The following is a 25,345-nucleotide window of genomic DNA, read 5'->3' on the forward strand; positions in this document are numbered from 1 at the left end:
CTTTGTCGCCCTCGGCAGCGCATTTTCGATGGACTTCAGTGATCCGGATGCGCCTTTCAGTCCGTCAACGCTGACACGCAAGGAAATCAGGTTTCTCCAGGCCGGCTTGACCATCAAGCGGCACTATTTCGATGATCTCGATGGTTTGTGGGGGCGCAAAAGCCAAGAGGCCCTGGAAAAATTCATCAGGATCGATCTGAACGAAGATCATGCTCCAACCAATCTGGATGTGATGCAGCTGGCCGTTACGACGGTCGTGGAGTTCAGGCTGCTGGGCTGGAGCCAAACCACGTTTCCAGGCGTTGAGCTAACCCTTTTGACACCCCAGCTGCAGGCGGATGAAAGCAACGGGTCGGACGAAGGTGAAAGTTATTTCATGGGCGACATGGCTCTTCGGAGACTTGTCCTGTCCAGATCGGAAATGCGCGCGACGCACAAAAAAAGCGATCCCAGCGCGGAACTCATTTATAGCATCAGGCAAAAGCGGATCTGGGCCAGTTTCGTCGACTACACTGATGGCGTGGTTTTTGTTTATTCCCGGAACAATCGCGGAAACTGGAATACCATCTTGGTCGCAGCAGAACGAGAAGACGTTGGCAGGCTGCTCCTCGTAATTGCTCCTCTGTTTCGCGGTAATTCCGTAGACATTGAACCTTCGAATCGTTTCAACAGGCTGACAGATCGCTTCCTGGAAGAGTTCGACCAGGCACAGGCGACCGAAGAAGAAAAGAAGCCCCCACGTCAAAACGGGTCGGGAAACGGCAAAACCAGGAAAGAGGACGACCCACGCGGCACGGGAACCGGTTTTGCGGTCAATGCCGAAGGGTACCTGTTGACCAATGCACACGTCGTGAAGGAATGCCGGGCCCTCAAGGTCCGTGGAAAACCTGCCTTCATCGTGGACAAGGACGAAAACTTTGATCTCGCACTGGTTCATGTCCCAGATCTTGAACCGGCCGGCATTGCCATCTTCGCGGACACGCCGGCAGCGCTCAATTCGGACATCACGACAGCGGGATTCCCGCTCAGCGGACTGCTTGGCGGATTGAATATCACGCGTGGCACCGTCGCTGCCCGCAAGGGGCTCGGCGGCAGCGGTGTCAACATGCAGATTACAGCACCGCTTCAGCCGGGAAATTCCGGCGGCCCTGCGGTCAATGCCTCGGGCCAGGTCGTTGGAGTTGTTGTTGCCAAATTGAATGCAACAGCAATCGCGGAGGCCATCGGCGACATTCCTCAAAACGTCAATTTTGCCATCCGCGGCACGATCGCCCAGCTGTTCCTGCATCAAAACGGCATTACGCCCCAGAAAGCCGTCAGCGGGGAGCCGCTCGCACCGGAAGAAATCGCGTCCCGGCTCAGCGCCTACACGTTTCTGATCAACTGCTTCTAGATTTTCCGGACAGGATTCAACAGTGCCGATTGCGAACCGATTTGCCCGATTTTTCCACCAGTTCCTTTGCTGCGCCTGTCTTTGTCTCGTGTGCGCCGGCACAGCTGCCGCAGCTGACAAACTTCTGGACCTGGGAGCTCCCTTTCAGCCCGGAGAGCTGACCAGCAACGAGCGAACATTCCTGCAAGCCGGCCTCATCCTTTACGCCGATTATGACGGCCCGCTGAACGGCGACTGGAACAGTGAGACCCAAGCTGCGATGGAGCGTTTTTTCGCAACGTCCAATCTGCCAGGTCCGGTACCGAATTGGGCTGCACTTCTGATGGCCTTTGATACAGATTCCGTGTTTCAGGTCCGTCGCTGGAAAAGCCACCATCTGGACCACATGGGAATTTCCCTTCTGATCCCATTCGCCAACCTTGAAGTGGCGGAAAACAATGTTTCCTTCAAGGATCTGGACAGCTCGCTCGAATACGAGATCTTCAGAAACAGCAAGGCCCGGATGGACAAGTACCATTCACGCGATCCGGCCGATGTGGCCAGCATCGAGAAGCAAAGAGACGAGGCTGTCTGGACGACTACGGCTTCTTACGAAGATCGGCTTGTTTATATCTATTCGCAACGTCTGGATGACGGTCGCTGGGCGACTGTCGGCATTTATGCCAGCCGGGACGACGCACGTGACTTTGCCCTTGTGAAGGCCAGTATCATGCGCGGCTACCGCGAACCGGTCACCGCTTCAGACAGACTAAACAAGGGTATCGACCATGTTGTGCTGAAACTGGACCGGCTGGCCCGGGCGCAGGAAGCCGCCGCGGAAGAGGGAATACCCGCCGAACCAAATGCTGATGAGGCGGCCAGAAACGCTGTAGCAACAGGGTTCGCCGTATCCTCGCAAGGACATGTCCTGACCAGTTTGCACGTGCTGGAAAGCTGCGCCGGCCTGAAGGTTTCCGGACACCCGGCCTCATTGATAGCCAGGGATCCGGAATTCGATCTTGCTCTTCTGGAAGTGCCTGGCCTGACAGTGGAAAACCCTGCCGCCTTCGCCCGCGCTCCGGCGGCACTCAACATGGATGTGACGGTTGCCGGTTATCCCCTGTCAGGGATTCTCGGCGGCTTCAACGTGACCCGCGGAGCAGTCACCTCTCTCAAGGGACTGGCCGGAACGGGGGTAACGGTACAGATTTCTGCACCGGTTCAGCAGGGCATGACAGGTGGCCCGGTAGTCAATCGCCAGGGTGAAATCATTGGCGTCGTTGCCGCCAAACTGGATGCCAAGAAAGTGGCCGAGATTATCGGCGACGTGCCGCAGAACGTGAACTTCGCCGTCAGCGGCGAAATTGCGCAGCTGTTCTTGTTTCAGAACGGCATAACGCCAAGTCGCGCACCAGAACAGTCAGCCATGGTTCCGGAACGCATGGCCGACCACTTGTCAGGCTTCACACTCGCCATCGCTTGCAAGGACGCGGGAAACTGATACCACCATCAGGTCAAGATATTCGCCGGCCGGACGGCGTCCAGGTCATCAGCTGCAACGCCAGGCGACCGGACCGGACCAGCACCCGCTACACGAGGAAGAACCAACCATGTCCACTCCTGCCTATGACGACCAGAATGTCTTTGCCAAGATCCTGCGTGGTGAGTTGCCGAGCCACAAGGTCTATGAAGACGACATGACACTGGTGATCATGGACATCATGCCGCGCGGCGACGGTCATATCCTGGTGATTCCAAAGGCACCGTCCCGCAACATCTTCGACATTGCGTCTGAGGACCTCAACGCGGTCATGGCGACGGTCCAGAAGATGGCCCAAACCGTGGTAAAGGCCTTCGGCGCGGACGGCACCACCATTCAGCAGTTCTCCGAACCGGCCGGTGGCCAGGTGGTGTTCCACACCCATGTTCACGTGATCCCGCGTTTCGATGGCGTGCCGCTCAAGCCGCACACGGGCGAGATGGCAGATAATGACCTCCTGGCGGACCACGCGGACAAGATCCGGGCCGCCCTCGCCTGATCGCTCGATCCATTGGCAAAGCCCTTGGAGCGTGTGCGCCTGTTTACATTTCAGCGCGCGCTGATCCTGAATCTGTTTGATCCGGTCGGCCTCTATACCCCGACCTGGAACGGCATAGGCGCGACCGGCAATCTCCGGACCGCCTACGCTTATGCCGCTTCTCAGCTGGAACGCCTCAACCTGTCAGACGGCGCCTCGCCACCGGTCTGGGCTTACGAAACCCGGCCGGAGGACCTTGCAGATCTTGCCCATATGCTGTTGTCGGAGGTCGAACTGCGGTCGAATGAGTACGTGACCCTGGAACTGAGCGTTCCCGAACCTCAGGTACTGCGTTCGTCATACGGTCTTTGGTGCGATCTCTTCTTTGAGTGCCTGGAAAACGGTGAAATTGTCGATGACGGCGCCTGGCTCGACTGGCAGAAGGTCGATCAGGATGACAGCGATGCGGTTCAGGCCATCCTTGCACATCTGAGACGCGACTGGGTAGTCTCCGTTTCTCCCCTGCCAGACCAGGCCTGACCTTATCGCCAGGATGGGTCAGGCCGCTATTGTTCAGGCAACTCCGGCATGAATGGCGGCGTCTTCCTGTTCCTTGACCATGTTCTGGTCCTCCTGCAGCACCTTGACGGGCGCCGGCCGTGAAAAATACCGTTCCGTATAGGCCGTGAACTCGTCGAATTCGGGGACGAGACCAAAGGCCATGCCCCACCGGAGCCCCATCGCCCAGAGCACGTCGACGGCTGTCATCTCGTCGCCCAGCACATAAGGCCCCTTTGCAAGCTGCGCGCGCATGTTCTCCATGACGGTCTCAAAACTGCCATAGGGCGACATGGTTTGCGGCGGTTCCTCCCGCTTCAGCGCCCGGTCGACGAGCGCAGGCTCGAAACACGACGCCATATGAACGAACCAGCGCAAATAGGGGCCGCGGCGCGCATCCTCCAGGGACGGTGTCAGCCCCTTTTCGGGAAAAAGATCGGCCAGATAGAGATAGATGGCGACCTGCTCTGTGATGACTGCATTACCACAGCGCAGCGCCGGCACCTTGCCCGCCGGATTGATGGCGAGGTAATCGGAGCGCCGGTTTTCACCGAGCTTGAAATTCAGGACGTTCAGCTTGTATGGGGCATCGAGTTCTTCCAGAAGAACCCGCACCCCTGTCGCGCGGGTTTGAGGGGCATAAAACAGTTCTACCTGATCGGCCATTGTTCTCTCCTCACTCGGAAGTCCGGTTCACGTCCCCTTCAGGCTACCGCATCGACCCGCCGGCAGCCACAGATTGAACACTTCTTTTTTGCAAGCCGTGATGCATCGCGCTCAAGATGACTTCACGTCCAATCCGGCAATTTTCACGACAGATAACGCCTGCGTTATGCGTGACAGCGATCACGGGCAACGACACGGCTGACCGGTAGATACGGAGGCACAGCAGAAGGAGTTGAAATCATGTTTCACAGAACATCCTGGCGATTTGACGGCCTGTCCCACGCGGATGTCGAAGTGGATGCCGGCTTTGGCCTGGAATCATCCGCCGGAGCTGGTGCCATCAATCTCTATATCAAGGAAGAAGGCACGGGCCAGCGCGCAAGGTTTCTCCTTGGAGGCTTCAATGCAGGCATTTCCCTGGACCTCTATCCGCTTCCCGTGAGCGGTTCCTTCTCGACGGAAACCATGCAGTCCTGGGGCACCCATGTCTACAAGGGCCCCGCCGGCGCCTTTGTGTCGGCCGAGACCTTCGCAGGCCCTGTCGCCGTTTACAACGCCGCGGCCGGCGTTGGCGCTGATGCCGACGTGATGATCTTCGTGTTTCTGGCCATGAACAGCTTCGCCTCTGTCAGCCGTTTTATGGCTGTCTCGGCCTGTGGTCCGACCGGCCCGGCCCTGGGAACCGTCAGCAATATCGAGGCTGCGATGGTCGCAGGTGGTGCTGGGTGCCAGTTTATCGCGGGCGCGGAGCTGCAAGCAGGCCTTTATTATGCGTCATTCCGTGGCATCAGCTATCCGCCAGGCGGTGCGCGTCGGCGTGCGTTCAACGGATTGAGCCAGGAACAGCGGAATCTCGTTTTCATGGACGACTGGCAGATCTGGCGGCAATACGGACGCGGGTCCAGCGACAGGGTCCTGGCCTATCGCGATCATCTGCGCGAACAGTTTCCGAATTACGAGCAATATGGCCGTTAGGCGGCCCCCTCGACAGCTTCAAGCAGAAACCAGCCGGCCAGAAGAAATGCTTCAGCCGCAAGGACGCCAACGATCACCCGCTGCCGGCTGAGCAGAAAGGCGGCAAAGCCGAAACCGGCGGCCGCCAGCCTCAAGGCGAGCGGCGTTTCGGCGAGAATGCCCTGCGGAAACAGGATGAGCTTGGAAATAACGCCGGCGACCAGCGCGGTCGCGACACAGCGGACCCAGATCAGCAATTCGCCGTCTTCGCGCAGGCGGCCACCGGCAAACACCCCAAGCCAGCGCCAGACATCTGTCGCCAGCCAGCCGGCCACCAGGATCATGACAAAGGGCCACCACCAGGTGTCGCCAAGCCCCGCATCGGTCATCAGGCCGTCCATCAGAAAAGCCCCCGCCGCATCACCCGCGTCACCAGATAGGCGAGTGTGCCGCCAACCAGACCGGTCCAGAGCAGGTCAAGGCCTTCCAGGTAGAGGAAAAACACCGGCCCCAGGGCCAATCCGGCCACCATGGCCGCCTTGTCCGCATTGACCCGTGCAGCGCCCCACAGGGAACACAGGAAATAGACCGGCGTCAGCAGCACCAGCGCGCCGGCGACCATGTCAGGCAGACGCTCAACCAGGAGATAGGCAAGACCTGTCATGCAGAAGACAAAGCAGGTCACGGAGCCGCCGAAGCCGATGAAAAACGGCAAGCGCCCTTCCCGCGTCATCTCCGGCAGGTTCTTCATCGCAAAGACCCAGGCGGTCACGGCAACGAAATGCGACGCAATCAGCAACTGCCAGGTCCGGGTCTTGCCCGGCACTTTGATAATCGGCATCAGTGCCATGGTCATGGGCATCAGACGGACGGAGGCCAGCGCAACGGCGATCCCGGCCGGGATCAGGCCCATGCCGGAAGACAGTGCGCCGGTCAAAACGACGATGGACGGCAAAGCCCAGATGAACCCGGTCATGGCCAGCGTTTCGGCAAGTGTCAGGCCGGTCTCACGTGCAAGCCCCGCATAACCGACAAAGGCCGCGGTCAGGATAAAGGCCGGGATCGACACCGCCGCGCGCGCACCACGGGCCATCCAGACCCTTGCCGGTTCCGGATCAGGAGCTGTCATCTGGTCGGAGGTCTCGTCTCCCATCGGCGCCATGATCTCATTTGAAACTAAATCGTAAGGCAACCTTATAATTCGGCGCCCTGCCCGCTTGTCAATCAACGCACCTTCCAAAAACAATCCCACATTGACATGGCAGACCTGCACAAGTTGCATGACAGGTGGGGCGATGCAAAGCGTTACGGAGACAAGGCATGGCAGATCTCGGCAAGGACCAATGGCTCAACCGTTATCTCAAGGGTCTGCGTCTGGCCGATCACGTTTATTCCGACCTGAGCGTGCGCTGGGGAGAGTTTATCGAACCAAGCACAGATCCAAGGCCCGTTCCGGCCGACGGCACCTTGCGACTGGCGGTCATCGCGAGCCTGCCGGTCGGTTTTCTCATGCTCAAGACGCTGCTCGCGGTGTCCAGGCGGTCTCCGGAAGCTTTCCATATCGTCTGTGTTCTGACCGACGATCCGCTTAATCCGGACGCGAAGGTCAGTGCCAAGAAACGGATCTGGCATCATTTCGAAGATGACGAACGCCGTCAGATCGAAGCCGAAACCGTGAAACTGGCGCTGTCAGCCGGCATCCCCGTCTTTACCGGCGACATCAAGGATGACTGGTTCCGCTCCACGCTCGCCGAGCTCAAACCGGACGCAGTTCTGTGCTGTGGTTTCGGACAACTGATCGACAAGCCTTTTCTGCAACTTGCCAATCTGGGCGTGATCAACATGCACCCGTCGGATCTCGCCCACGGTTTCGGCGCCGGACCAGCGCCGTTCGAGGACAGCAGGACGCGGGACGCACAATCAACCTGCTGGACGGTGCATTTCATGAATGAGGCAATCGACGACGGCCAGATCCTCGGGTCTTCGCCGCCGATCAATATCCGCCAGGCGGATGGCAGTTTCCCGCAAGACCCGATCGCCTATTACAGCAAGGTCACCGACGGGCTTGACCACCTTGCCTTTCACACCGTCCATTCGCTGGTTGACTGGCACGAATGCGGCCAGACGGAACCCATGAAATCCATCGATTTCGACAGGCTTTTTTCAAGAACCATCAAACAGCGCATGCTGGAACCGATCCGGGACTTTCCGGTTTATCTTTTTCCGGACCCGGATCTTTTTGCCGCCAGGAGCCCCTAGACCGACCGCGTCAGCCCGCCATCGATCCGGATGTTTTGGCCCGTGACATAGGCCGCCGCGTCGCTGGCGAGGTAGGAAATCAGGCTGGAAATCTCGTCTGAACGGCCGTAACGGCCCATGGGGATGCGCGCACGGCGGTCCTCCTTTTCCGGCAGGCTGTCGATGAAGCCTGGCAGAACGTTGTTCATGCGCACGTTGTCGGCGGCGAACTTGTCGGAGAAGAGCTTGGTGAAGCTGGCAAGACCCGCCCGGAAAACGCCTGAAGTCGGAAACATCGGGTCCGGCTCGAACGTGGCGAACGTGGAAATATTGATGACCGTTCCGCCCCCTTGCGCGGCCATGATCGGCGCGACCAGACGGCTCGGGCGGATGACGTTCATCAGGTAATAATCCATGCCGAGATGCCAATCCTCGTCGGAGATTTCCAGAATATCCCCCTTTGGACCGTGACCTGAGGAGTTGACCAGAACATCAACTCGACCAAACTGTTCCATAGATTTTTTAACAAAGGACTCCAGGTCTTCATTGACCAGATTGGAGCCTGTAAACCCAAAACCGCCAAGCTCGGCCGCCAAGGCCTCGCCTTTGCCGGAAGAGGACAGGATTCCCACCTTGAAGCCATCGGCGGCCAGCCTGCGTGCGGCGTCCGCGCCCATGCCGGAACCGCCGGCCGTGATCAGGGCTACCTTGCTGTCGGTCATCACGTTTCTCCAGTTGAATGCGTTCCGGAAAACCTAGGAAGCCAGGCCGCATTCAGCAAATGATATTGCTGAATGGATTGGATCAATGCTGTGAATGCGTCTTTCGGAACCTGGTGATGCTGCACAGCACAACATTCAATTTCAACGGTCGCAAACTGTGATACCCTAAACTCCTAATTGTTGTTTCAGGGATTTACAAAATGCCGATTGGACTGGTTCTGGGGGGCGGCGCACCACATCTGCCGCTTATGAGCGGCGCGTTACTGGCCCTTGAGGAAGCCGGGCTTGAATTCAAGGTGATGTCGACGACCGGCGCCGGCATGTTGGCGGGCCTGCTCTATGTGTCGCCAAGTCGCCTGATTCCCGACGAAAGCCTTGGTGAGGCACGCCGGCGCGCCTTCAGGGCGACCAGCACCATGGGCGTCGAGGACCTGATCTATCAGTTTCTGCCCATCAATTACAAAGTCTTCCAGAAGCCGGGCCCGGTCGCCGAAGCACTAGCCCCAGCCTTCAACCTGTTTTTCCAGGTGCCACGTGACACGCCGGAACAACGTCTTGTCGCCGACTGGATGGCGCTGATGTCGGCCACCTTCATGCCCTCCAGTCTCACGCCCTGGAGCAAGGGCCTGTGTCAGCCGCCGTCCTGGATCGAAGGCCTCGTCGATTTCGACGCCTTTCTGGACAATCTCGGCGAGGCAAGTTTCCGCCTGGGAGCCTATTGCATCGAGGACCGGGCAGACGTTTCCTTTGACCGGGAAGATCTCAGCCTGGACCACTGCAAGGCGGCGCTCGCGATGCCCTTCATCTACGAGCCCTACAAGCTGTCTGACGGTGCCGGGGTGGAAAGGACCTATCTGGAAGGGTCGGCTTTCGATCCGCTGAAGCTGAACCCGGACAATGTCATGGTCGACGGCGACGTCGATACCATCATCTTCTTCGATATTCTGGGCCATCGCAAACTGGTGGATGAACCGCGTGACCTCACCGACGCCTGGGTCCAGTCGATCATTGCCCCTCTCACCCGGCTGGCGGAAAACAGTCTCGAACAATTCAAGGACAGGCGCGCACGGCACGCACAGAACCGGTTTCTGACTGCACTCGACCAGGCCTCCGACCTGGTGGAGACCGACAGCGGCGCCTTCAAGGACAAGCGCGATCTTATCCGAACCGAACGTGAGCTATACGCGCTGACCGACCTGCTTGGCAGCGCCGATGTCGATCTGAAGGCGTTTCAGACTACCATGTCCTCCAATTTGAAAGTCCAGTCCGACAAACGGCTGCAGCAACTGGCAGATCTTGCCGGCGCGGATTACGCAGCTTTTGTGCGCGAGCGTGAAATCTACCTGAAGGAGCGAGAACTGGCCGCGGGTGTGCCCTCTACCTGCACCGCCACCCATAGCCGCCGCTCCGAATTGCTACGCATGCCCTTCCGCAGGCATATTCCGGAGGACCACTGGCCGAAGATCCTCGACTGGAGCCACTCGAACCTGTCGTTCCTGTTCGAGGTCGGCTACGAGACCGGCCGCACCTTTCTGGAGAACCACAGACAGAGACTGGAAAGTAGCCTGGGCCGACCGCTTAAGGAAACTGGAGCAACTGCTGCTGAAGCGGCTGAGTAGCTGGAGAAGACCTTCGAACGTCATCTTCCTCCAATTTGTCATCCCGGGCGCAGAGGAGCGAAGACCGGGAGGAAAGACACTCGGCCAAGGAAAAAGCCCCGGATCTCTCCGGGGCTTTTGCGGGTTCAGATTCAGACCTAGTCGGCCAACGGCACCTTCGGCACCAGGCTTTTCTTGGCGCTGCCACCCTTGCCGGAAGACGACTTGCTGTCCTTTGCAGCTGTCGCCTTGGCCGCCGGCTTGCGTTTCCGCTTCGGCTTGGGCTTGGCCTCCGTCTTGGCCTTCGGCTTCGGCGGCGTGGCACGTTCCTCGATGCTCTCCAGCAACAGGCCCTTGCCGTCTTCGGACACCGACACCTTGACCATGCCGCCCTTCTTGAGCTTGCCGAACAGCACCTCGTCGGCCAATGGCCGCTTGATGTGTTCCTGGATGATCCGGCCGAGTGGCCGGGCTCCCATCTGGCTGTCGTAGCCCTTGTCTGCCAGCCACTTGGTGGCATCCTCGGTCAGCTCGAAGGTCACGCCACGATCCGCCAGCTGGACTTCCAGCTGCATAACGAACTTGTCGACGACCTTGTAGACGACTTCCATCGGCAGGTTGCCGAACGGAATGATCGCGTCGAGGCGGTTGCGGAATTCCGGGGTGAACAGCTTGTTGATCGCTTCCGCGTCATCACCTTCCCGCTTCACCCGGTTGAAGCCGACCGGCATTTTCGCCATGTCCGCTGCGCCCGCATTGGTGGTCATGATCAAAATGACATTGCGGAAATCGACCTGCTTGCCGTTGTGATCGGTCAGCTTGCCGTGATCCATCACCTGCAGAAGGATATTGAAAAGATCCGGATGGGCCTTTTCGATTTCATCAAGCAGCAGCACGCAATGCGGATGCTGATCGACGCCATCGGTCAAGAGACCACCCTGGTCAAAGCCGACATAGCCAGGAGGCGCGCCGATCAGACGGGACACCGTGTGCCGTTCCATATATTCCGACATGTCGAAGCGGATCAGCTCGACCCCAAGCGACGACGCCAGCTGACGCGCCACTTCGGTCTTGCCGACACCGGTCGGGCCGGAGAACAGATAGCTGCCGATCGGCTTGTCCGGTTCGCGCAGACCAGCACGGGCCAGCTTGATCGCCGATGCCAGGGTTTCGATGGCCTTGTCCTGACCGTAGACAACCCGTTTCAGTTCCTTGCCGAGATTTTCCAGAACCTCTGCATCGTCCTTGGAAACGGATTTCGGTGGGATCCTTGCCATTGTGGCAATGGTGTTCTCGATTTCCTTGACGCCGATGGTCTTGCGGCGACGGGCTTCCGGCACCAGCATCTGGGACGCGCCGGTCTCGTCAAGAACATCGATCGCCTTGTCCGGCAGCTTCCGGTCGGAAATGTATTTTGCCGACAGTTCCACGGCCGTCTTGATGGCATCCTGGGTGTAGCGGACCTTGTGGAAGTCCTCGAAATAGGGCTTCAGGCCCTTCAGAATATCGATTGCGTCCGGGATGGACGGTTCGTTGACATCGATCTTCTGGAACCGGCGCACCAGCGCCCGGTCCTTTTCGAAGAACTGGCGATACTCCTTATAGGTCGTCGAGCCGATGCAGCGGATCGCACCGGACGCGAGAGCCGGCTTCAACAGGTTCGAGGCATCCATGGCGCCACCAGACGTGGCTCCGGCGCCGATCACCGTGTGGATCTCGTCGATGAACATCACGGCACCGGGATAGTCCTCGACTTCCTTGACCACCTGTTTCAACCGCTCTTCGAAGTCTCCGCGATACCGCGTTCCGGCGAGCAGCGAGCCCATGTCGAGCGAAAAGATCGTGGCGTCTTTCAGAACATCCGGCACATCGCCATTGACGATCCGATGCGCCAGACCTTCGGCGATCGCGGTCTTGCCAACGCCGGGATCACCGACGAAGAGCGGGTTGTTCTTGGACCGCCGGCACAGGATCTGGATCGTGCGCTGGATCTCGCTGTCGCGGCCGATCAACGGATCGATCTTGCCCTTCTCGGCCTTGTCGTTGAGATTGACGCAATAGGCTTCAAGCGCGTCCGTCTTCTGGTTGGACTTCTTGTCGGTTTCCGCTCCCGGAAGCACGTCCTCTTCGTCCGCGCCCTCCACAGGACGGGCCTCGGACATGCCCGGACGCTTGGCAATTCCATGCGAGATATAGTTGACCGCGTCATAGCGGGTCATGTCCTGATCCTGCAGGAAATAGGCTGCATGGCTTTCGCGCTCGGCGAAGATCGCGACCAACACGTTGGCCCCGGTTACTTCTTCCCGGCCGGAAGACTGAACGTGGATCACCGCGCGCTGAATGACACGCTGGAACCCTGCTGTCGGTTTGGAATCCTCGTCACTGTCGGTAACCAGATTGTCCAGTTCCGTCTCGATATATTCAATCAGGTTGCGGCGGATCGTATCCAGATCCACATTGCACGCCCGCATGACGGCAGCCGCATCCTGATCGTCCAGCAAGGCCAGCAGGAGATGCTCCAGTGTTGCATATTCCTGTTGCCGCTCGTTGGCGAAGGCCAGAGCCTGATGGAGGGCTTTTTCAAGACTGCGTGAGAAGGAAGGCACGTGATTTGGTCCTCACTTTTTTTCCATGACGCATTGCAGCGGGTGCTGATGCTTGCGCGCAAAATCCATCACCTGGGTGACTTTCGTCTCCGCGACCTCGTAGGAGAAGATCCCGCACTCCCCGACGCCATGATGGTGAACATGCAGCATAATCCGTGTGGCCTCTTCCCGGTTTTTCTGGAAGAAGTTCTCCACAACGTGAATGACGAATTCCATCGGTGTGTAGTCATCATTCAAGAGCAGCACACGATAGAGATTGGGCCGCTTGGTAACTGTTTTGGTTCGGGTGACAACAACCGTTCCGGCGTCACCACCGTCATTGTCATAATCAGGGCCCGCCGCCATCGCCGTTTCTTTTGCCTCAATCACTCCGGCCATCACCAGTTTCGCATTCCGGTCAACAGATCACACGCAGCATGCCCGGAGCTTTCCCGAGACACAGCCCGCGCCGCAGACCGATGTTCTTCTCTGGTAATCCTGCCGCGCAAGCCGCGCTCGCGCAATGGTCGATTTCATCAACATTAAGGTGAACGGTGCATTTGCCTACAAAGCACCATCGTCAAGGCTGAATGTAGGTTTCTTGAAAGCGATTAAAAGATGGGGCGCTATCGCAATTCCGCGCACCCCCGCCGCGCGCCTCAGCGCTCCGATAACAGGCATGGTAAATCTGTGCATATAACAAAACCCGGCTCCAGGGAGCCGGGTTCTAAACCTCTCAGCGCCTTTCGGCTGCTCGAAAAGGTGCTTACTTGGCCAATTTGCCGAGAACGCCTTCATACGGCTTGTAGGCGTCTTTGGACATGTCGGTGACCATCTCACCGAGCTTGGTCATTTCGCCGACGAAACCTTCGTAAGCGGACTTGGCGTAATCGGCCTGAGCTTCGAATGCCTTGTCGAGAGACTTGGAAGCAACCAGCTTCTCAACGGCGGCGGTGCCTTCTTCGAAGGACTTCTTCTGGTAATCGGCCATTTCGGCTGCGATCGCCTGAAAACCCTTGCTGACGGAACCGAAGGACTCCATGGCCATATCCATGTTGTCTTTGCTCATCTTCTGGATTTCATCAAAGTTGTTGATCATTTTCACTGCCCTCATCCCGCGGATTGGCCGTCTAAGCGCTTGAGAGAACCGCTTTTGCCAACCTGCGTGCTTGTCGCGTTACCTAACGAGATTTCTACGTAATGCACTGCACAAAAAGTGTCAAGGTGATTTTGCAGTGCAAAAACAACCATTACGGGAATTTCATATTTCCTACCGCAACGTAAGATTTATTCGCACTGACACGGGACCTGATGCCCAAAACCCGCCGCCCAGCTCAAGAGCCAGGAAGAGTAAATCACTTTCTCAAACATTATTGAGCCTACATCTAAAGACAGAGCAACAACCAATCGCAAAGAAATGAAAAATTAACATTGAATACAAGTTTAGATGAAGCAATCAAAAGATAGTTGAGGATTCTATTTTTACAACACCCTCTTAACTATGCATTAACTCTAATAAAAATCTATTTTTTTAAGTGATTTTTATGTCGATCATTTACACATTCGTAACCGTAATTCCATCAAATGACCTCAAGAGCGATGGGGCGGCGGTTTGAATCGCATGGGGGTTAGATCCACACCGCGCAGCTCCGAACACGAACCGCGTAACCCGGAATGGGATAGTTATAGTGTTTGGGATGCGTTTTTTTCGCAATGCACGGACCATAGTCCGCACAGCCAAGATCCTGACCCTCGGCGCACTCTTGCTCAGCGTCCCGACGACAGCGATGGCAAACCCGAAATATGCGGGTATTGTCGTCGACGCCAAGACCGGCAAGACCCTCTATGCGTCTTCGGCCGATGCCTACAGATACCCGGCTTCGCTCACAAAGATCATGACGCTCTATGTCGTCTTTGAAGAGCTTGAGGCCGGACGCCTGTCTCTGAATTCACGGCTGACCGTTTCCAAATATGCCGCAGGCCGGCCGCCGTCCAAACTTGGCCTGAGGGCCGGAAAGACCATCAAGGTCAAGGACGCGATCCTGGCACTGGTCACCAAATCCGCCAACGACGTTGCGACCGTGGTCGCTGAAAACATCGGTGGATCTGAAAAGAAATTCGCCGAACGAATGACGCGGACCGCGCGCCAACTTGGCATGAACAAGACCACATTCCGCAATCCGCACGGGTTGCCCAATTCGGGTCAGCGCACGACCGCGCGGGACATGGCCCGCCTCGGCATCGCCATCCAGGAACGGTTTCCGCAGTATTACGGCTACTTCAAGACCCGTTCTTACAAATACGGCAAGCGGACTTACGGCAACCACAACAAGCTGCTCGGCCGGGTCAAGGGTGTCGACGGCATCAAGACCGGCTATATCCGTGCGTCTGGCTTCAACCTTGTAACCTCCGTCAATAGAGACGGCCGCCAGATCGTTGCCGTCGTCATGGGTGGCAGGACCGGTGCGTCCCGCAATGCCCAGATGACCAAGCTGATCGGCCGGTATCTGAAGAAGGCAAGCCGGGGTAAGAAGAGTGCGCCCCTGATCGCCAAGAACAGGGCCGTTCAGCCGACTTTTGTTGCCGCTTCGCTCAAGAACCCACCGCTTCCGACAGCAAAACCCGGCAGCGAACCCGCGCCGGCAACCGGGGCACCGATGGTTCTGGCCTTCACGTCTTCCAACGGCAAGCAGGCGGTTCCGACGCCTGCCCCTGCCCCGGTCATGCCGCAGTCGCAGCCTGCGCTGGCAACGGCCGCAGTTGTCACGGCTGCCCCGGCTCCGGTGCCAGGCTTTGGCGACAATGTTCCGCTGCCGCCAAAGGCCATCAAGCGCCGGTTTGACAGCACCTTTGCCGTCGCCACCGCGCTGCCGCCCATTCCGCGGGAAAGCCCGGACGGCAGTCTGACCACGAATTCCATTTCCAAGACGGCTCTGTTGCAGGCCGCCCAATCCAGGCGCGCCGACGATCAGGCGGCTCAGCCGCTGCCCGAGGGACCGGTCCCCACCCGAAGTGTTCAGGTGGAAACCATCTCGGTCGCAGCGACACCTGTTGAGACGATTCCAGCCGTCTCAGTCGACAGGACCGAGACCAGGGACGACACCGTAACCGTTGCGACAACCGAGACAACGGAAGCGGAACCCGGCTGGCAGGTTCAGATCGCGGCCACCGAAACCGAAGGCCAGGCAATCACCATGCTGAAGAATGCCAAGGCCAGGACCGGCTCCGCTTTGCGCGGTCGTGTTCCCTATACCGAACCCGTTGAATCCGGCGGACAGACGCTTTACCGGGCGCGCTTCGTCGGCTTCGACACCAAATCTGCAGCCTGGAAAGCCTGCAAATCACTTAAAAGGGCGAAATACGCCTGCTTCGCCATCTACCAGTAACTGCGTAAGAGATGCCGTCAATGTCTTCTGAGAAGCGTGTCTTTAGCCTCGTTGATTTTCGCCGCGAGGAAACCGGAGCCTCCCTGGTCGGGATGAACCCGCATCATAAGCCTGCGGTGCGCGGCTCGAATTTCCGCGTCCCCGGCATTGGGCGCAAGCCCCAGGATCTGGTAGGCCTCCTCATCTGTCATGGGGCCCGTGCCAGACGTGCTTCCCTGCCGATCTGTTCCATCCGACTGGAAGTGTTCACGCCAGCCGGCAAGCCGGCGGTCGAGATAAGCTTCGACTAACTGCCGGCTCTGTTCATCCTGAGCCGCTTCCTTCCAGAAAGCTTCCAGCTCGGCGTCATCCAGATCATCCAGCCCGCGGCCCTGAAAGCCGCCGGCTAAAACGGTTCCCGACATGACGCCAGTGTCGTGATCCAGTTCCATTTCCACCATCGCCGTGCGCACCCGCGACCGTTGCCCGGCCGTCTTGTTCGGCTTGTAGCTGCCCGTCAATCCTCGAAGTCCCGGCACGCCAAGTAACGACAGGCCGAGGCCGGCCAGAGGAATGGCCAGCAGAAATCGGCCCGTCAGTGCAAACGCGGCTGCAATCGCCAGCAAAACACCACCTGCGATCGTTCGCAGCGTGCTTGCCAGGGCCGCAGGGCTTGCGGTGACGAAGCTATTGCCCAGCAGCACAAGAGCCGCCAGCATGATGACGCCGATAAGAAGGTAGATCATGAGCCTGGCTTGAGTTGTTCCAGCAGCAGGCGCGCACCCTGTCCGCCCTGTTTTTCAAGGGCCCGCAACGCGTCCCGGCCACCTGACGCGTAAACCGCGACGGCCTTCAGGAGCTCCGCCAGCTGACGCGCCGCGCCCGCTTCGAACCGGCAATAGGCACCGTTGGTCAACCTTGCCATTTCCCGAAAGGCTCGCTCTGCGACACCATCCTGCCCTTCCTGGAACAGGAACATCGGCACACCCAGCATGCCGAGTTGGCCAGCCTTGTCGCACAGCATGTCGACATCTTCTTCCATACAGTCGCCGACATAGACCAGCGCCGCGATCTTCTCCTGGCCCGCGGCCTTCAGAGCCGCCGTCAGCACCTTGCCGATCTGCGTGCGCCCGCCCTGACAGGAAATCCGCCCCATGACACTGGCCAGTTCGCTACCACTGTCGAACCAGCGGGAGGCCCGGCACTCCCCGAAGCCGCGAAAATAGACCAGCTTGATCTGGAGGCCGGAAATCTTGCCGGCTTCCTGAAACATTTCCGCCTGGATGTGACAGGCCTGGTCCCAGGTCGGCTGACGGCTCATGGTCGCGTCCAGCGCAAACACCAGCCGTCCCACTTGCCCCTTGGGCGGCTTCATGTCCTTGGCCTTTTGCAGAAACGCGGATATCTCGGCATCCGCAGAAGCCGGCGCCACATTCTGTTCCTGGCGCACAAGCGGATCGACGCTGTTTTTGCCGGTTCTTGCCACCACGGCCGGGCCCTCCTGACAGTCTCTGCCTTTCAAATTGGGACCCGGAACGCGATTTGGCAAGCGTGGACGAACGCCTCTGCTTCTGTCAGGTCAGGAGAGCTGTGCGCCTGCCTGCGAAAGTGCCCCCTTCCGCTGACGCTCTGTCCACAGGTAGATCTCCATGACCAATGCGTTCGGAACCCAGGCCAGCCAGGCAACGAGCTGATAGGCGGTTTCGAACTCGACACCGAGACCGGTCAAGATGCCGAGATAGACCCGCAGGGTGACGGCGGCGAAGGTCAGGGCAGCCGAGCGAAGCATCCAGACACGGTGCCGGGCAAACTGGCGTCTCAGCGCAAACATCAGGGCCGCTCCTGTTGTGCCCAGCCAGATCACCGCCAAGAGCGCAAAGCCCGCTCCTGCAAAACTGCCGGCCGTCGTGTAAAACGCCAGCTGCAGGCCGGACAGGCCGGACACCAGGATCGCCGCGACATAGAGGCGGCCGAGCCAGTGATGCACCACAGGCCGGCGCGCGCGAAGACCGGTAAGAAACTGAAACGGCATCACTGCCAGCGCGATCGGCGCCACGCCGATATGGCCGTAAAGCGCCAATGCATTGCCATCCAGATGATGCGCCATGAAGTCCATGGCTTCTTCCACGCCGAGCGGCAGGAACCTGTAGGACACCAGCGCGACCAGTACCGACGACACCGCAGCAAGACCATAGGCTGTACAGCCGGCAGCTTTTCCGATCCTCAACATTCCACCTCTCCCCGTTACTTGACACTGTCAAGATAGGTATCAACTTGACAGTGTCAAGCAAATCGGGAATGAAGCTTTCATGACGAACTCCCCCTCGCCCCGCCGCAAGCGCGACGGCACCCTCCGAAACGCACTGGTGGACGCCGGCGTCGAGATGCTGCGCGAACGTGGCCCGGACGGGCTGTCATTGCGCGAATGTGCCGCCAAGGCCGGTGTTTCGCACGCAGCGCCCGCCTATCATTTCAAGAATATTGCAGGCCTTGCGACCGCCATTGCGGGGCGTGGTTACCAGCTTTTTTCAAAGGCCATGACCGACCGGCTCGAGGCGGCCTCTTCAAATCCCCTGGACCGCCTCAACGCGATCTGTCACGGCTATATGGATTTTGCGACCGAGCACCCCGAACTGTTCCTGTTCATTTTTTCAAGCCGTCGGTTTTCCGAAGACGATCAGGACTTCAAGCGGCATGCATCCGGTGCCTATGACATTCTGCGTTCGACATGCGCGCCGTTTGTACCGGATGGCACTGCGCCCGATGAAATCGAGATCCTCGTATGGTCTCTTGTCCACGGCTATGCCCATCTGGCGATGACACGGAAAAAGGACAATCCGGACCTGGGCCGAGGTTGGCCACCTCTTGATGCCTTGCTGAAGCACCTCAACAAGGCGCTGGAAGCTGACAGCTGACACCCCCGGGCGGTTTCCTCAAAGCAGACAGAGCTCTGTCAGGTCGCGGCGCATCTCGTCCGGCATCGCCTGAGCATTGCCACCGAGCTTGAGATCCGCCGGAGCATCTTCGGCTTTGAGATAGCGCCAGCCCTGAAAGGGGCGTTTCGGCTGATAGTGCGTCAGGATCAGCCGCGGTTCCATGACCAGGTCGCAGCGCTTGACGCCAGCCTCATCAGTGAAGGGCCGAATATCGATCAGATGCTGGCGCACCTGGATCTTGCCCTTGATCACCCAATAGAGCGAGCCGCCGTCCAGGATCTCCACGCGGCGGGTCGGCACCATGCGCGCTGTATGGATGGATTCTGCAGGAAGCCCCGCTTTCCGCGCGGTTTCCTGCCGGAAATCCATCCAGGCCTGAAGCGATTCCACGCTGTCGGCCCCGACACACAGTTTCACGAGATGCAACGTCATAATCCTGACCTAACAGCCTTGCAGAAGAGGTCAAGGTCCAGCCGCGAAACGGCAGTGGATTTTGGCGTGCCCCCATGAGCTAACGCTTGCATGGTTTCCCGGAAAAAGGTTCTCTCTGACTATGGATGTGTTTGTAACAGGCGGCACTGGCGGCATTGGTTCCGCGGTGGTTAAAAAGCTGGTCTCGGGCGGCGCGACGGTCATCGGTCTGGCACGTTCCGAAGGGTCGGCTGCCAGGCTGCGCCAGTTGGGGGCCAATGCCTATCCCGGCGACCTGCGCAACCCGGACAGCTGGGTCTCGCGCGCCGCCGCCTGCGACGCCGTGATCCACACCGGTGCAACCTTTTCGGAAGACATGGGACGTGTCGACCGGCAGAGCATGCTCGCCCTGAAGCAGGCCGCACGCCATCGGCAACAGCCTTTGAAAGTTGTCTATACGGGTGGCATCTGGCTGTTCCCGGCCACGGGAAACACAACGAAAATCACCGAAAAAACACCCTTCTCGCCGCTTCCGGCGTTCCGGTTCATGACGGAAACGATCCGCACCCTGTCGCACGGCACGGATCTCAACCTGGCCGTCGTTCATCCAGCGCTCGCCTGCAGCCGGGACTCAGGCCCCATTGCAGACATGACCCGGGCTCTGAAAGCCGGTCAGCCCTTCGAAACCCGGGCAACAGCCGAGACCCTTTGGCCGCTGGTGGAAATCGAGGACCTGGCTGCGCTCTATGCTCTTGCGCTCAAGCACGCCCGGTTCCGACTGTCGCTCATCGCCAGCTCCATATCCGGAATTTCTGTTGGTCACCTTGCAGCCCATATCTCAGCGCGCCACGGCCAACCGCTCGATGTTGTCACGATTGAAGCACCGGAGGCAGCCGATCCGGACACGGACTGGAGCGCAGGGTATGCCTTGTCACAGAGTGTGGACACGGCTCACGCCCAACGCGTCACGGGGTGGCAGCCCGAACAGTCGACAGTCGAAGACTTGATTGTCTCCTTGTCCAGGTAGACTGGTCTCCTGTCGAAGAAGCCCCCCTGACTGTTTGGTCTGGCAAAGACTTTTTCAATCTCTGCGAAGCTAGAATTGGACAAAAGCTCTGGTAGGATCGGCTCTTGTCAAAACTGCTCGCAATGATCTTCATGGTTTTGTGCCTTGCGGCCCCTGTCCGGGCAGAAGACATCGTGCCTGTAGGGACCTACCGGGTCGTGAATACTGAGGGCTTTTCGCAGAAGGACGGCGTCCGCACCGCCCTGGAAAGAGACCATACGGTCGGCACAGCCGTGATTGCTCCTCAAAGTGACAACAGTCTCCTGCTTGAGATCAACGGGTCCGGCCTCCGATTGTTTCCGCTGGAAAAAGGTCTTGCCGATCTGGAGTGGAATGCAGAGGACACCGCGCTCCTGCATGGCAAGGACATTCAGGCTCTCCTGGACAAGGCCAGCCGAGAAGAGGTTCCTGCCTGGGGCGCCGATATCGTCTGGCCGCGACACGGACAGGTGCAGCTGGTGCTCCTGCCACTGGGCGAGCATGCCCTGACCGGCTTCCTGATCAGCCGGCCCGGTTCCAAGACGGTCGTCCGGCAGATGGAATTCCGACAGGTGTTCGGTCCCTCAAACCGGCCCGAACCCGTGCTCGGGAACACGGAAAGCGGCAGCTGAACGAAAAAAGGCGCAGCCAGTTGCTGCGCCTTTGTTGTTTCGCGTCCCGTGGCCTTATTGGGCGACGGCGACGGCCTGTTGTGCACTCTCAACATCGTTGAACAGAAGAACCATCGTCAAAGCGAGGCCCACTGCAGCGACAGTCCAAAGAGTGACGCTCCAACAAGATTTCTGCACGTTTTCGTCCATAAAAACCCTACACATGTTATGCGGCGCCCGTCCCCTGCGAACCCAAATATGGCGCCATTGAGGCGAGGAGGTAAACGATCCCTTACCATTTCGCAAGCGCAAAAATGGAGCAGCTGCTGAGCCATTTTTGCAGAGCTCGGATCTGCGCGGAATTTCAGCAACTTACGTTTACGGAACCGTCCTTATGAAGAGTGAAAAACTCTGATAAGACTCTCACAGGGCCCGGATTCGCCCGCAGCTAGCAGAAGGGATCGCGATGCAGGTGCTGTCGCAATTGGACTTGGCCGCCGCCGCCTGGTTTCTCGTCGCCTGGTTCGGGTTCAATTTTCTCGTCGATATCAGCCCCTTGCGCAAGAAGACCCTGTCGAGCGCGATGGACGACTACCGGCGGGGCTGGATGCTGTCCATGTGTTCGCGCGACGTGCGTATCATGGACACCTCGATCATGGGCGGCCTGCAGCAAGGCACCGCCTTTTTCGCCTCCACCTCGCTTCTGGCCATTGGCGGCGGCTTTGCCCTGCTGGATGCCACGGACCGCATACTTCAGGTCGCGGGCGACCTGTCGATCCCGGTCGCGGACAGCCGGGCGCTCTGGGAAATCAAGGTCCTGGGCCTGATGCTGATTTTCGCCTATGGATTTTTCAAGTTCGGCTGGGCGTACCGGCTGTTCAACTATGCCAGTATCATCATGGGGGCGGTGCCGGAAAAGAGCAGAGCCTCCAGGGAGACCATCGAGAAGATGGCGTCACAGGCGGCCGAACTCAACGTGCTCGCCGGCCGACATTTCAATCGCGGCCAGCGTGCGTTCTTTTTTTCAATCGGATTTTTGGGCTGGTTTGCCGGACCATATGTCTTTGCAGCAACCACGCTTGCCGTGCTTCTGGTCCTGATCCGGCGTCAGTTCGCTTCCAGGGCCCGTGCCGCGGTGTTTTCAGGGCAATACCCGACGGCTGCGTCGGCAGACATATCCGGCGAATACACGGACACAGGATCGTCGAACCCTTTCACCTGATACTGGCCAAACAGTCCGGACCGGCATCCCATGATGTCGGCAATGGCATCGGATACGAGCACCTGGCGTTCGAGATCCTTGGCAAGTTCGGCGATTCTGGCCGCGAGATTGACCGCAGGCCCGACCACGGTGAAGTCCAGCCGCGTTTCGCTGCCGACATTGCCGTAAAAGACATCACCGGCATGCAGCGCGATACCCACGCTCATGTCAGGCGTTTGAACGCAGGATTTCTCGGCATTGATCTCGGCGATCCGCGAAAGCGTGTCCCGGGCCGCCAAAAGTGCGCGCATAGCGGCATCCCGGGCTTCTTCCTCCGTTTCATAGGGGAAGATCGCCATAACCTCATCACCGATGAATTTCAGCACCTCTCCGCCATGCGCTTCCACGGCCGCGGTCATCGCTCCGAAATACTTGTTCAGGAACAGGACGATCTTGTCAGCCGGCAGGGTGTTCGACAGGCGTGTGAACCCGCGAATATCAGCAAAACTGACGATTGCCTTGATCCACTCGCCTTCTCCGCGCCGTGTCGTTCCATCCAGAACCCTGCTGCCAGCTCGGGGCCCGACATAGGTGTCCAGAACCGTTTCGGCGGTGCGCCGCAACGTCTTGAGTTCGCACACAAGGGCAAGCGGCCGGATGAGCGATTCAAACACGCTGATATGGGAGCCAGAGAACCCGCCCGGAGCCTTTGTCGAAAAGCTCGCCACTTTGACAGATCCATCGGAAAACGGCATCGGCAGGGCAATATAGTCCGTGTACCCTTCTTCGCGCAGGTCCTCGGAAATCGGATACTGACCGGCCGCAACCGGATCACGTTCGATTTCGACCCGAACCGGCTTCTGCGTTTCATGCACCCGCTTGATCGGGCTCTTCTGATAATCGTCGGATGTCTTGGAATCGGCCGTGTAAAGAATGAGTTCCGGCGCCTTGCTGCTGGTCCAGATGGATCCTTCAGCACGCACATTGGGATGCACCACCCAAATGCCGGTGGTCACCCTGTCGACAGGTACGCTACCTGCGCGCAAACGCTCTCCCAGCTCGCTGACGATTTCTAGCGTGCCTTTGAGGTGCGGCGCATCGCTGTAAAGCCATTGCACAACGTCTGCCGCAACGAGCGGCGCTTCGAGGACCATCTGCCCACGTCCTTTCAAACCCTGGATACCGATCAGTATATGGGATCGACCGTTTGCCGGTAAAAGAGGTTGGGTTTCAAATGCACAGCAAAGTTGAAAGGGAATTCCGACTTTATGGTCCGGGAAAGAACGCCGTGCTCCGGCCCATCAACCAGTAGACAGCAAGCCCGGCCCATTCGCGGAACGCGACGTCAAATCGTCTGAGGCCCTTGGATGCCCCGCTGAAACCCAGCGTCCGATCTTCCTCGCCGCGGGTCCGGTAATCGACCGGATAGGCGGTAACACCGGTCCAGCCGGCGGCTTCAAAAACGCCCATCGCCCGCGGCATGTGATAGGCCGAGGTCACCAGAAGCCATTTTTGACCGGGGTCGGGTTTGACGAGGTCCTTCGCCAGAACAGCGTTCTGCCAGGTGTTTTTGGAAACGTCCTCCAGGACGACCCGGTCTGCGGGAATGCCGAAGTCGGCGAACAGTCGCGCGGCGCCTTCCGCTTCCGTCGCCTGCGACGACACGATGATCCCCTGCCCGCCCGTGTGAACAACAATCGCGTCAGGCAATTGCTTCGCAAGGCGTGCGGTAATGGTGATGCGCTCTGCAGACATGGTCAAAGCGGTGTCGCCGCGCCCACCTGTCACAATCGTATCGACCGCGCCGCCCAGCACGATGATTCCGTCAAAACCGTCAAGCTCGGCAGGCCTGGCATATCGGTCCTCAAGCGGCTGGATCAGCCAGTTGGCGGCAGGCGAGAATCCGCAGATCGCAAGACCAAGCGCTCCCAGCCAGATCATCCGTCGGCCTGTTTTGCGCCAGGAGCTGCGCACGCCGATCAACAGTCCGATCAGCACGAGGGCAAGCAGGAAATTGGACGGCTGCAGAAAAAATCCACCGACCTTGGCAACATAAAAAAACATCTGACAATCCGAATTGAACGCGAATCTGGCCGCCTAAAGGATGCTGCGAAACAGGCATTTCTGAGGCTCGTTCGATCTGTCGAACACCTGCCAGGCAGATCAGCGGTATCGCATTGCCGCTCTCCCTGCACATGCGCAACCGCGAGTCGCCACCACAATCGCCTCCCAACTCTCCCGAGAACCACAAATTGCCGTGCACATGATTGGCAACGGGTGAGGCACTCTGGCAGTAACCTGAATGTGAACAACAAATCATGTTCACTTTTCATATTTAAAAACAGAAACTTAGAACCAAAACACTCGCAACTCTCGCCGGGCACGGGACTTGTCTCCCTGGATTACAAATTTGTAATGTTGCCGCCACAATTTGCCGACATCTTGCCCTCGCGCCGCCGTGGTCTTTCTGCTGTCGGCGTCCGCCGAGCCTGTGCCCTGCAACAAGAATCATTGTTGTTTTTGCAAAGGACCGGACCGTGATCGAAGTCACAGGAGACCGGCTTCGCTTGCGGCATGGTGTCGGCATCATTTCGAAGGCAGTATCAAGGATGGCCAGATGACACTTTACATGAAACTCGGCGGTCGCAAGGCGATCATGCGGGCCATGCCACGTCTTCTGACGCGGCTGGAGCAGGACCCGTGTTTCAACCTTGGCAACTTTCGCAGGGAATTCGAACGCTCGGACGATCTGAGCGAATTCCTGATCTTTCTTTCCGGCGGCGCGCCCTTTTACGACGGCAAGCCGATCTGTGAGCTTCTGTCGCCGATCTGCACCTGCGCCGACGTCTATGAGCGCTTCGTGGATCATCTGATTTCGGTGCTGCTGGTCGGACGCCAGGCTGCCACGGCCGATGAGGCCGATTTGCGCGAGCTCATGAACCGGTTGCGGCCGCATGTCCTTGACCCGAAGCCCGTGCGGCCGGAACTGGTCTATTCGGTCGGGCCGGACCTTCTGAGCGCCTGACACAAAAACGCCGGCCAAGTGGCCGGCGTTTTCAATTCAA

Annotated in this window: 26 protein-coding genes; 13 read left to right on the plus strand and 13 right to left on the minus strand. The window is 58.7% G+C overall.

All coding sequences use genetic code 11. The features are described from left to right. Positions 1-28 precede the first annotated feature (28 nt). The 4 genes from ACO6TG_RS01985 to ACO6TG_RS02000 all read left to right on the plus strand — a co-directional run bounded on the left by ACO6TG_RS01985 (position 29) and on the right by ACO6TG_RS02000 (position 3,930). Entirely contained in the window at positions 29-1,393 is a 1,365-nt protein-coding gene (locus ACO6TG_RS01985) for a S1 family peptidase (protein ID WP_422376639.1), read from the plus strand. A gap of 22 nt (positions 1,394-1,415) precedes the next feature. After that, positions 1,416-2,873: a S1 family peptidase gene (locus ACO6TG_RS01990; RefSeq protein WP_422376640.1), complete on the plus strand. Its 1,458-nt coding sequence runs from the start codon at positions 1,416-1,418 to the stop codon at positions 2,871-2,873. A 109-nt stretch (positions 2,874-2,982) separates the two neighbouring features. Further along, entirely contained in the window at positions 2,983-3,411 is a 429-nt protein-coding gene (locus ACO6TG_RS01995) for an HIT family protein (protein WP_422376641.1), read from the plus strand. 24 nt (positions 3,412-3,435) lie between these two features. Further along, positions 3,436-3,930, plus strand: a complete 495-nt coding sequence (locus tag ACO6TG_RS02000; RefSeq protein ID WP_422376642.1) for a hypothetical protein — start codon at positions 3,436-3,438, stop codon at positions 3,928-3,930. A gap of 33 nt (positions 3,931-3,963) precedes the next feature. On the opposite strand, the gene ACO6TG_RS02005 is transcribed toward ACO6TG_RS02000, so the two are convergent. Continuing rightward, positions 3,964-4,614: a glutathione S-transferase family protein gene (locus tag ACO6TG_RS02005; protein WP_422376643.1), complete on the minus strand. Its 651-nt coding sequence runs from the start codon at positions 4,612-4,614 to the stop codon at positions 3,964-3,966. 240 nt (positions 4,615-4,854) lie between these two features. On the opposite strand from ACO6TG_RS02005, the gene ACO6TG_RS02010 reads away from it, so the two are divergent. Next, entirely contained in the window at positions 4,855-5,589 is a 735-nt protein-coding gene (locus ACO6TG_RS02010; RefSeq protein WP_422376644.1) for a hypothetical protein, read from the plus strand. Here the strand turns inward: ACO6TG_RS02010 and ACO6TG_RS02015 are convergent. Further along, positions 5,586-5,969, minus strand: a complete 384-nt coding sequence (locus tag ACO6TG_RS02015) for an AzlD domain-containing protein (RefSeq protein WP_247646203.1) — start codon at positions 5,967-5,969, stop codon at positions 5,586-5,588. The genes ACO6TG_RS02010 and ACO6TG_RS02015 overlap by 4 nt on opposite strands. Further along, a complete protein-coding gene (locus tag ACO6TG_RS02020) occupies positions 5,969-6,730 on the minus strand; it encodes an AzlC family ABC transporter permease (RefSeq protein WP_422376645.1) in 762 nt (253 codons plus the stop codon). The genes ACO6TG_RS02015 and ACO6TG_RS02020 overlap by 1 nt, the downstream gene beginning before the upstream one ends. Positions 6,731-6,888: 158 nt before the next feature. Between ACO6TG_RS02020 and ACO6TG_RS02025 the strand changes: the two genes are divergently transcribed. Next, on the plus strand, positions 6,889-7,827 hold the full coding sequence (locus ACO6TG_RS02025; protein ID WP_422376646.1) for a formyltransferase family protein: 939 nt from the start codon (positions 6,889-6,891) through the stop codon (positions 7,825-7,827). Here the strand turns inward: ACO6TG_RS02025 and ACO6TG_RS02030 are convergent. Beyond that, entirely contained in the window at positions 7,824-8,528 is a 705-nt protein-coding gene (locus ACO6TG_RS02030; RefSeq protein WP_422376647.1) for an SDR family oxidoreductase, read from the minus strand. The two genes, ACO6TG_RS02025 and ACO6TG_RS02030, sit on opposite strands and share 4 nt — an antisense overlap. Before the next feature lie 200 nt (positions 8,529-8,728). Between ACO6TG_RS02030 and ACO6TG_RS02035 the strand changes: the two genes are divergently transcribed. Continuing rightward, positions 8,729-10,147 carry a patatin-like phospholipase family protein gene (locus tag ACO6TG_RS02035; protein WP_422376648.1) on the plus strand — a complete coding sequence of 473 codons (1,419 nt, stop codon included), beginning with the start codon at positions 8,729-8,731 and terminating at the stop codon, positions 10,145-10,147. A 137-nt stretch (positions 10,148-10,284) separates the two neighbouring features. Here ACO6TG_RS02035 and clpA read toward each other — a convergent pair whose 3' ends face one another. From clpA to ACO6TG_RS02050, 3 genes are all read right to left on the minus strand, one after another. Further along, positions 10,285-12,732 carry an ATP-dependent Clp protease ATP-binding subunit ClpA gene (clpA, locus tag ACO6TG_RS02040; protein ID WP_422376649.1) on the minus strand — a complete coding sequence of 816 codons (2,448 nt, stop codon included), beginning with the start codon at positions 12,730-12,732 and terminating at the stop codon, positions 10,285-10,287. Between the two features lie 12 nt (positions 12,733-12,744). Then, on the minus strand, positions 12,745-13,077 hold the full coding sequence (gene clpS / locus ACO6TG_RS02045; RefSeq protein WP_422378829.1) for an ATP-dependent Clp protease adapter ClpS: 333 nt from the start codon (positions 13,075-13,077) through the stop codon (positions 12,745-12,747). 400 nt (positions 13,078-13,477) lie between these two features. Then, entirely contained in the window at positions 13,478-13,810 is a 333-nt protein-coding gene (locus tag ACO6TG_RS02050; RefSeq protein ID WP_422376650.1) for a phasin family protein, read from the minus strand. 598 nt (positions 13,811-14,408) lie between these two features. On the opposite strand from ACO6TG_RS02050, the gene ACO6TG_RS02055 reads away from it, so the two are divergent. Further along, positions 14,409-16,097 carry a serine hydrolase gene (locus ACO6TG_RS02055; protein WP_422376651.1) on the plus strand — a complete coding sequence of 563 codons (1,689 nt, stop codon included), beginning with the start codon at positions 14,409-14,411 and terminating at the stop codon, positions 16,095-16,097. 17 nt (positions 16,098-16,114) lie between these two features. On the opposite strand, the gene ACO6TG_RS02060 is transcribed toward ACO6TG_RS02055, so the two are convergent. From ACO6TG_RS02060 to ACO6TG_RS02070, 3 genes are all read right to left on the minus strand, one after another. Beyond that, positions 16,115-16,822, minus strand: coding sequence for a DnaJ domain-containing protein (locus ACO6TG_RS02060; RefSeq protein WP_422376652.1), 708 nt, complete (start codon positions 16,820-16,822; stop codon positions 16,115-16,117). Next, positions 16,819-17,565, minus strand: coding sequence for a VWA domain-containing protein (locus ACO6TG_RS02065; protein WP_422376653.1), 747 nt, complete (start codon positions 17,563-17,565; stop codon positions 16,819-16,821). The genes ACO6TG_RS02060 and ACO6TG_RS02065 overlap by 4 nt, the downstream gene beginning before the upstream one ends. Before the next feature lie 90 nt (positions 17,566-17,655). Further along, positions 17,656-18,306, minus strand: a complete 651-nt coding sequence (locus ACO6TG_RS02070; RefSeq protein ID WP_422376654.1) for a DUF2306 domain-containing protein — start codon at positions 18,304-18,306, stop codon at positions 17,656-17,658. 79 nt (positions 18,307-18,385) lie between these two features. Here ACO6TG_RS02070 and ACO6TG_RS02075 point away from each other — a divergent pair, with 79 nt between their 5' ends. After that, positions 18,386-18,991 (plus strand): TetR/AcrR family transcriptional regulator, encoded by a 606-nt coding sequence (locus tag ACO6TG_RS02075; RefSeq protein WP_422376655.1) that lies wholly within the window; start codon positions 18,386-18,388, stop codon positions 18,989-18,991. 18 nt (positions 18,992-19,009) lie between these two features. Here ACO6TG_RS02075 and ACO6TG_RS02080 read toward each other — a convergent pair whose 3' ends face one another. Then, a complete protein-coding gene (locus ACO6TG_RS02080; RefSeq protein ID WP_422376656.1) occupies positions 19,010-19,444 on the minus strand; it encodes a DUF1489 family protein in 435 nt (144 codons plus the stop codon). A gap of 121 nt (positions 19,445-19,565) precedes the next feature. Here ACO6TG_RS02080 and ACO6TG_RS02085 point away from each other — a divergent pair, with 121 nt between their 5' ends. The 3 genes from ACO6TG_RS02085 to ACO6TG_RS02095 all read left to right on the plus strand — a co-directional run bounded on the left by ACO6TG_RS02085 (position 19,566) and on the right by ACO6TG_RS02095 (position 22,301). After that, positions 19,566-20,450: an SDR family NAD(P)-dependent oxidoreductase gene (locus ACO6TG_RS02085; protein ID WP_422376657.1), complete on the plus strand. Its 885-nt coding sequence runs from the start codon at positions 19,566-19,568 to the stop codon at positions 20,448-20,450. Between the two features lie 104 nt (positions 20,451-20,554). Further along, positions 20,555-21,100 carry a hypothetical protein gene (locus ACO6TG_RS02090; RefSeq protein ID WP_422376658.1) on the plus strand — a complete coding sequence of 182 codons (546 nt, stop codon included), beginning with the start codon at positions 20,555-20,557 and terminating at the stop codon, positions 21,098-21,100. A gap of 445 nt (positions 21,101-21,545) precedes the next feature. Further along, positions 21,546-22,301, plus strand: coding sequence for a DUF599 domain-containing protein (locus ACO6TG_RS02095; protein ID WP_422376659.1), 756 nt, complete (start codon positions 21,546-21,548; stop codon positions 22,299-22,301). Here ACO6TG_RS02095 and ACO6TG_RS02100 read toward each other — a convergent pair. After that, a complete protein-coding gene (locus tag ACO6TG_RS02100) occupies positions 22,187-23,434 on the minus strand; it encodes an adenylate/guanylate cyclase domain-containing protein (protein ID WP_422376660.1) in 1,248 nt (415 codons plus the stop codon). The genes ACO6TG_RS02095 and ACO6TG_RS02100 overlap by 115 nt on opposite strands. A 112-nt stretch (positions 23,435-23,546) precedes the next feature. Beyond that, positions 23,547-24,344, minus strand: a complete 798-nt coding sequence (locus ACO6TG_RS02105; protein ID WP_422376661.1) for a YdcF family protein — start codon at positions 24,342-24,344, stop codon at positions 23,547-23,549. A 553-nt stretch (positions 24,345-24,897) separates the two neighbouring features. On the opposite strand from ACO6TG_RS02105, the gene ACO6TG_RS02110 reads away from it, so the two are divergent. Continuing rightward, positions 24,898-25,305: a Clp protease ClpP gene (locus tag ACO6TG_RS02110; protein ID WP_422376662.1), complete on the plus strand. Its 408-nt coding sequence runs from the start codon at positions 24,898-24,900 to the stop codon at positions 25,303-25,305. The last annotated feature ends 40 nt before the right edge of the window (positions 25,306-25,345 follow it).

This window comes from Roseibium sp. (assembly GCF_965233565.1).
Taxonomy (GTDB): domain Bacteria; phylum Pseudomonadota; class Alphaproteobacteria; order Rhizobiales; family Stappiaceae; genus Roseibium.

What these genes read in the sequence shown, in the direction of transcription:
- ACO6TG_RS01985 (WP_422376639.1), top strand. Translation starts at nt 29, where the DNA reads ATGGACTTCAGTGATCCGGATGCGCCTTTCAGTCCGTCAACGCTGACA.
- ACO6TG_RS01995 (WP_422376641.1), top strand. Translation starts at nt 2,983, where the DNA reads ATGTCCACTCCTGCCTATGACGACCAGAATGTCTTTGCCAAGATCCTG.
- ACO6TG_RS02005 (WP_422376643.1), bottom strand. Translation starts at nt 4,614, where the DNA reads ATGGCCGATCAGGTAGAACTGTTTTATGCCCCTCAAACCCGCGCGACA.
- ACO6TG_RS02010 (WP_422376644.1), top strand. Translation starts at nt 4,855, where the DNA reads ATGTTTCACAGAACATCCTGGCGATTTGACGGCCTGTCCCACGCGGAT.
- ACO6TG_RS02015 (WP_247646203.1), bottom strand. Translation starts at nt 5,969, where the DNA reads ATGGACGGCCTGATGACCGATGCGGGGCTTGGCGACACCTGGTGGTGG.
- ACO6TG_RS02020 (WP_422376645.1), bottom strand. Translation starts at nt 6,730, where the DNA reads ATGGCGCCGATGGGAGACGAGACCTCCGACCAGATGACAGCTCCTGAT.
- ACO6TG_RS02025 (WP_422376646.1), top strand. Translation starts at nt 6,889, where the DNA reads ATGGCAGATCTCGGCAAGGACCAATGGCTCAACCGTTATCTCAAGGGT.
- ACO6TG_RS02030 (WP_422376647.1), bottom strand. Translation starts at nt 8,528, where the DNA reads ATGACCGACAGCAAGGTAGCCCTGATCACGGCCGGCGGTTCCGGCATG.
- ACO6TG_RS02035 (WP_422376648.1), top strand. Translation starts at nt 8,729, where the DNA reads ATGCCGATTGGACTGGTTCTGGGGGGCGGCGCACCACATCTGCCGCTT.
- clpS (WP_422378829.1), bottom strand. Translation starts at nt 13,077, where the DNA reads ATGGCGGCGGGCCCTGATTATGACAATGACGGTGGTGACGCCGGAACG.
- ACO6TG_RS02050 (WP_422376650.1), bottom strand. Translation starts at nt 13,810, where the DNA reads ATGATCAACAACTTTGATGAAATCCAGAAGATGAGCAAAGACAACATG.
- ACO6TG_RS02055 (WP_422376651.1), top strand. Translation starts at nt 14,409, where the DNA reads ATGCGTTTTTTTCGCAATGCACGGACCATAGTCCGCACAGCCAAGATC.
- ACO6TG_RS02060 (WP_422376652.1), bottom strand. Translation starts at nt 16,822, where the DNA reads ATGATCTACCTTCTTATCGGCGTCATCATGCTGGCGGCTCTTGTGCTG.
- ACO6TG_RS02070 (WP_422376654.1), bottom strand. Translation starts at nt 18,306, where the DNA reads ATGTTGAGGATCGGAAAAGCTGCCGGCTGTACAGCCTATGGTCTTGCT.
- ACO6TG_RS02075 (WP_422376655.1), top strand. Translation starts at nt 18,386, where the DNA reads ATGACGAACTCCCCCTCGCCCCGCCGCAAGCGCGACGGCACCCTCCGA.
- ACO6TG_RS02080 (WP_422376656.1), bottom strand. Translation starts at nt 19,444, where the DNA reads ATGACGTTGCATCTCGTGAAACTGTGTGTCGGGGCCGACAGCGTGGAA.
- ACO6TG_RS02085 (WP_422376657.1), top strand. Translation starts at nt 19,566, where the DNA reads ATGGATGTGTTTGTAACAGGCGGCACTGGCGGCATTGGTTCCGCGGTG.
- ACO6TG_RS02095 (WP_422376659.1), top strand. Translation starts at nt 21,546, where the DNA reads ATGCAGGTGCTGTCGCAATTGGACTTGGCCGCCGCCGCCTGGTTTCTC.
- ACO6TG_RS02100 (WP_422376660.1), bottom strand. Translation starts at nt 23,434, where the DNA reads ATGGTCCTCGAAGCGCCGCTCGTTGCGGCAGACGTTGTGCAATGGCTT.
- ACO6TG_RS02105 (WP_422376661.1), bottom strand. Translation starts at nt 24,344, where the DNA reads ATGTTTTTTTATGTTGCCAAGGTCGGTGGATTTTTTCTGCAGCCGTCC.
- ACO6TG_RS02110 (WP_422376662.1), top strand. Translation starts at nt 24,898, where the DNA reads ATGACACTTTACATGAAACTCGGCGGTCGCAAGGCGATCATGCGGGCC.